The following is a 3659-nucleotide window of genomic DNA, read 5'->3' as shown; positions in this document are numbered from 1 at the left end:
AATATGGCCCGGGTTTATTACCTGCGGGGTCAGTATCAAGAAGCCATAGGAATGGTGGAGCCAATCTATCAGGACTTGCTTAAGAGTAATCAAAAGCCCAACCGGGTAATGGCAGATCTCCAGGCGGTTTATGCGGCCTCTCTGAGCAGGCAGGGCCACAGGCTGGAAGCGCAGGCTTTACTGGATAGCAGGCCTGACAAGTACACGGTTGATTTGTATCATGACATGATGCAGTGGGATGAGTTGAAATAACTTAACTGATGACGTTAGAATAGCGGGATGAAATATGAACCACCTTGATGCCGGAACCATAGACGACCACAGCCCCGAGGTCCTGGAAACCCTGAACTCCATGGCCTGGCTGACCATGCCCCAGATGCTGCGTAAACTCGTAGTCATCATCGCCCTGACCGCCTTGGATATCTTCAGCATGGCGGTGGTGATGGCAGCCAGCATACAGGTCAGACTCCGGCTCCTGCCTTTAATATACCCGCACTTTCCCGACAGCCTCCCCGCGCATCTGGCCGATTACAGCTTGGCTTTTCTGGGATTATATTTGCTGTGCATGTATTATGAAGGTCTATATACGGCACGCCTGCCTTTCTGGCAAGAGAGCAGAAAAGTGATCCGAGCGCTGACCCTGACCTTTATACTGGCGTTTGCTGCGGTTTCTTTAATGAAACTGGGCGGGGAGGTTTCCAGAACCGTATTGCTGGGGGGATATCTATTAGCCCTTCCGGCAGTGCCATTGGGACGATTTTTAGCCAAAACTGTACTGGGTAGTGCCGGTTTGTGGAATGAACCCTGCCTCATAGCCGGCACCGGGCCGCAGGCGCGGATGATTGTGGAGGCCTTATCCAGGGACCGTTACCTGGGTTATACAGTTTGTGGCTTGGTTGGGGTGACTGCTGCAGACGATACGGATCCCATAATTATAAATGATCAGGAATACCCGATTTTGGGAATTATAGAGGATTTGCCCTTAGTACTCAAAAGGTATGGGATTCGGCATGTGGTGATAGCGGCGCCGGATTTGCCAGGAGCGCAGCTGGTTTCAGCCGTCAACCAGGTCCAGCCGTATACTCGTTCCATTCTGGTGGTGCCCGATTTGGCAGGTATTCCGGTCATTGGTGGAGAAGCCGAATACTTCTTCAATGAACGCCTGCTGGCCTTCAGAACACGCAACAATCTGGCCAGCCGCGCCAATGTGATCAGTAAAAGGGCTTTTGATGTCATTGTGGGCGGTTTGCTGCTGCTGTTACTGACGCCGCTGCTCTTGCTTTTAGCGGCATTGATCCGCCTGGAAAGCCCGGGAGCGGCGGTATTTGCCCATAGAAGACTGGGCAAGAACGGTGTGGTATTCAAATGTTACAAATTTCGCAGTATGGTGATAAATGCCCAGGAGTTATTGCCTCAGTTGCTTAAAAACAATCCTGATCTGCAAGAACAATGGAACCGGGACTTCAAACTCAAAGATGATCCCCGGGTGACCCGGATCGGACGGATTCTACGCCGAACCAGCCTGGATGAAATTCCTCAACTGATTAACGTGCTTAAAGGGGAGATGAGTCTGGTAGGGCCGCGTCCCATAGTAGCCGAAGAAATGGAACGCTTTGGTGATATGGCCCGGGAATATATGATGGTCTTGCCCGGCATCACCGGGCTATGGCAGGTAAGCGGCCGCAATGATATTGATTACCAGGAGCGGGTCTTGATGGAATCATGGTATGTGCGCAACTGGTCATTGTGGATGGATATTTCTCTGCTGTTTAGGACCATAGGGGTTGTTTTAAACCGTAAAGGAGCATACTAATGGGAACTGACGGCTTACGGGCGTTGACTTGAACTGGAGGCCTCTTTGATAAGTCCAACCGGCACAAAATTATGGACTAGGAGAGAATTTTTCAACCTATGCGGGTATTATTAGATAGCCGTATGATTCAAAATTCCGGCATAGGCCGGTATATACACATGCTGACTTCCACCATGCTCAAAGCCTATCCACAGCTGCAAGTGGTGCTGGCTGGGTTATCAGGCCACAATCAGGAATTGATTAAAAGCCTGGATACGGCTCAGCGGAGGCAAACCGAGGCTGCAAGTTTTGAAGCCCCGATTTATAGTGTCTCTGAACAAGTGCAGGGCCGGCAGATTATTAGAAAACACGCCGATGTAGATGTGGTGCATATACCCCATTTCAACGCACCCTGGAACTTGCCGGCAAACAGTGTGATTACTATACACGACCTGATTCCTTTTAAACGCCAGGCGCCGCGCAACCATCTCCAAATTGCTGCGGGTGTAATGGTATTAAAGAACAGCCTAAAAAAGGCCGGAAGGGTCATCGCCATATCCCCGGCTACCGCAAACGACCTTTTGCAGGATTATCCCAGCCGGGCATTACAGGAAAAGATCCGGGTTATACCTTTAGGTGTGTCGCCTGATTTTTTTCCCCGGCCGCAGCAAGAAATAGACGCATTTAAGGCCAGGCATCATCTGCATCGCTATATATTGTTTGTGGGCAACCGGGCCCCGCATAAGAATCTAAAAGGATTGTTGCAGGCCTATGCCATGCTGCTGGAAAAACACCCGGAGCTTCAGCTGGTTATCGCCGGCAAGCGCTTGACCTTGCCTGACGAGGTGGATATCACCAAGCACCAGCTGGGACTAAACATGATCCGCGAATATGAGAACTGTTCGGATGAAGATTTGCACCGCCTGTACTGCGGCGCTGAGATGCTGGTCTTCCCTTCGCTTTTCGAAGGCTTTGGCTTGCCGCCTCTGGAGGCCATGGCCTGTGGAACCCCCGTGGTAGTATCCAATACCGCATCCTTGCCGGAGGTGGTCGGGGATGCGGGTCTTTACGTCGACCCAACACAAGCTGCCGATATCGCCGGCAAGGTTGAACTTCTGCTTTCTGACCAGAATTTGCGGAAAAGTTTAGGGTTTAAAGGCTGTGGCCGGGCGGCTTTGTTTAACTGGCAGAATACCGCCACAGCAACCATGACAGTTTATCAGGAAGTTGCCAAAGGATTTAAATTATGAACATAGCTTTAATACATGACTGGGTAGTCGAGCCGGGCGGAGCTGAAAAGTGCCTGCAATCGTTTCATCAACTGTATCCGGAAGCACCCTTATATACCCTGCTTTATAGAGCTTCCAGCCTGGAGGCCCTGGGTTTTGACCTGTCCCGGGTTGAAGCCTCTCTGTTGCAGAGGCCGGGGGTGATAAAAAGGTATCGTTCTTACCTGCCCTTTTTTCCGTATGCCATTGAACAGTTCGATTTAAGCGATTTCGAGGTGATACTGTCCAGCAGTCATTGTGTGGCTAAAGGGGTATTGACCAACTCTCAACAGATACATATTTGTTATTGCCATACCCCGGTGCGCTATGCCTGGGATTTGACCCATCACTACCTGAAGGAAAACCGGCTGCAAAAAGGCTTTAAATCCACCCTGGCCAGGGCTGTTCTGCATTATATCCGCCTCTGGGATGGCTGCGCTTCTTCCCGGGTGGATTACTTTGTAGCCAACTCCCGCTATACCGCGGCCCGGATATGGCGGTCTTACCGGCGTAAGGCCGAGGTTATCTATCCTCCAGTGAATACAGAACAGTTTGCCGTATCAAAGCGCAAAGCTGAGTATTTCTTATTTGTCTCCCGT

The 3659-nt window shown here is 50.9% G+C and carries 4 protein-coding genes; all 4 read left to right on the top strand.

Annotation, left to right across the window (positions count from 1 at the left end):
• Window positions 1–252 (top strand): hypothetical protein (locus B3W37_RS11105; protein ID WP_483175794.1); only part of this gene is annotated, 252 nt, incomplete at its 5' end.
• A gap of 34 nt (window positions 253–286) precedes the next feature.
• Entirely contained in the window at window positions 287–1813 is a 1527-nt protein-coding gene (gene wbaP, locus B3W37_RS11100; protein ID WP_483175793.1) for an undecaprenyl-phosphate galactose phosphotransferase WbaP, read from the top strand.
• 98 nt (window positions 1814–1911) lie between these two features.
• Window positions 1912–3042, top strand: coding sequence for a glycosyltransferase family 4 protein (locus B3W37_RS11095; RefSeq protein ID WP_483175792.1), 1131 nt, complete (start codon window positions 1912–1914; stop codon window positions 3040–3042).
• A partial coding sequence (locus tag B3W37_RS11090; RefSeq protein WP_483175791.1) for a glycosyltransferase occupies window positions 3039–3659 on the top strand: 621 nt, incomplete at its 3' end. The genes B3W37_RS11095 and B3W37_RS11090, both read left to right, overlap by 4 nt.

The sequence above is a fragment of the Syntrophomonas sp. UBA5494 genome, from assembly GCF_002426325.1.
This window is presented reverse-complemented; position numbering and strand designations above follow the sequence as displayed.

What these genes read in the sequence shown, in the direction of transcription:
- wbaP (WP_483175793.1), top strand. Translation starts at nt 287, where the DNA reads ATGAACCACCTTGATGCCGGAACCATAGACGACCACAGCCCCGAGGTC.
- B3W37_RS11095 (WP_483175792.1), top strand. Translation starts at nt 1,912, where the DNA reads ATGCGGGTATTATTAGATAGCCGTATGATTCAAAATTCCGGCATAGGC.